Annotated in this window: 1 protein-coding gene; it reads right to left on the bottom strand. The window is 50.5% G+C overall.

Annotated features, from left to right (window positions below; all coding sequences use genetic code 11):
- The coding region (locus tag QWJ41_RS21240; protein WP_302710489.1) for a proton-conducting transporter transmembrane domain-containing protein at positions 1-275 on the bottom strand (275 nt) is incomplete at both ends.

The raw sequence follows: 275 nt of genomic DNA, 5'->3' as shown, positions 1-275 counted from the left end.
GCACACGTTTGATATCGCTTTGTGCACACGCCACACTAGCGGCGTAGAATGCAGTGAACGCACCGATATAAGCTATCCAGTGCAGCACTTCGGGCGCATATCCTATAAACAACGGGAACATACGGGCTACCAGATATACACCGGCTACTACCATGGTAGCAGCATGGATTAATGCACTGACAGGAGTAGGACCTTCCATAGCATCCGGTAACCAGATGTGCAATGGAAACATCGCACTTTTACCGGCACCACCGATAAACATTAGCCCCAAGGCC

Source organism: Nocardioides cremeus (assembly GCF_030518195.1).
GTDB classification, from domain to species: Bacteria; Actinomycetota; Actinomycetes; order Propionibacteriales; family Nocardioidaceae; genus Nocardioides; species Nocardioides cremeus.
This window is presented reverse-complemented; position numbering and strand designations above follow the sequence as displayed.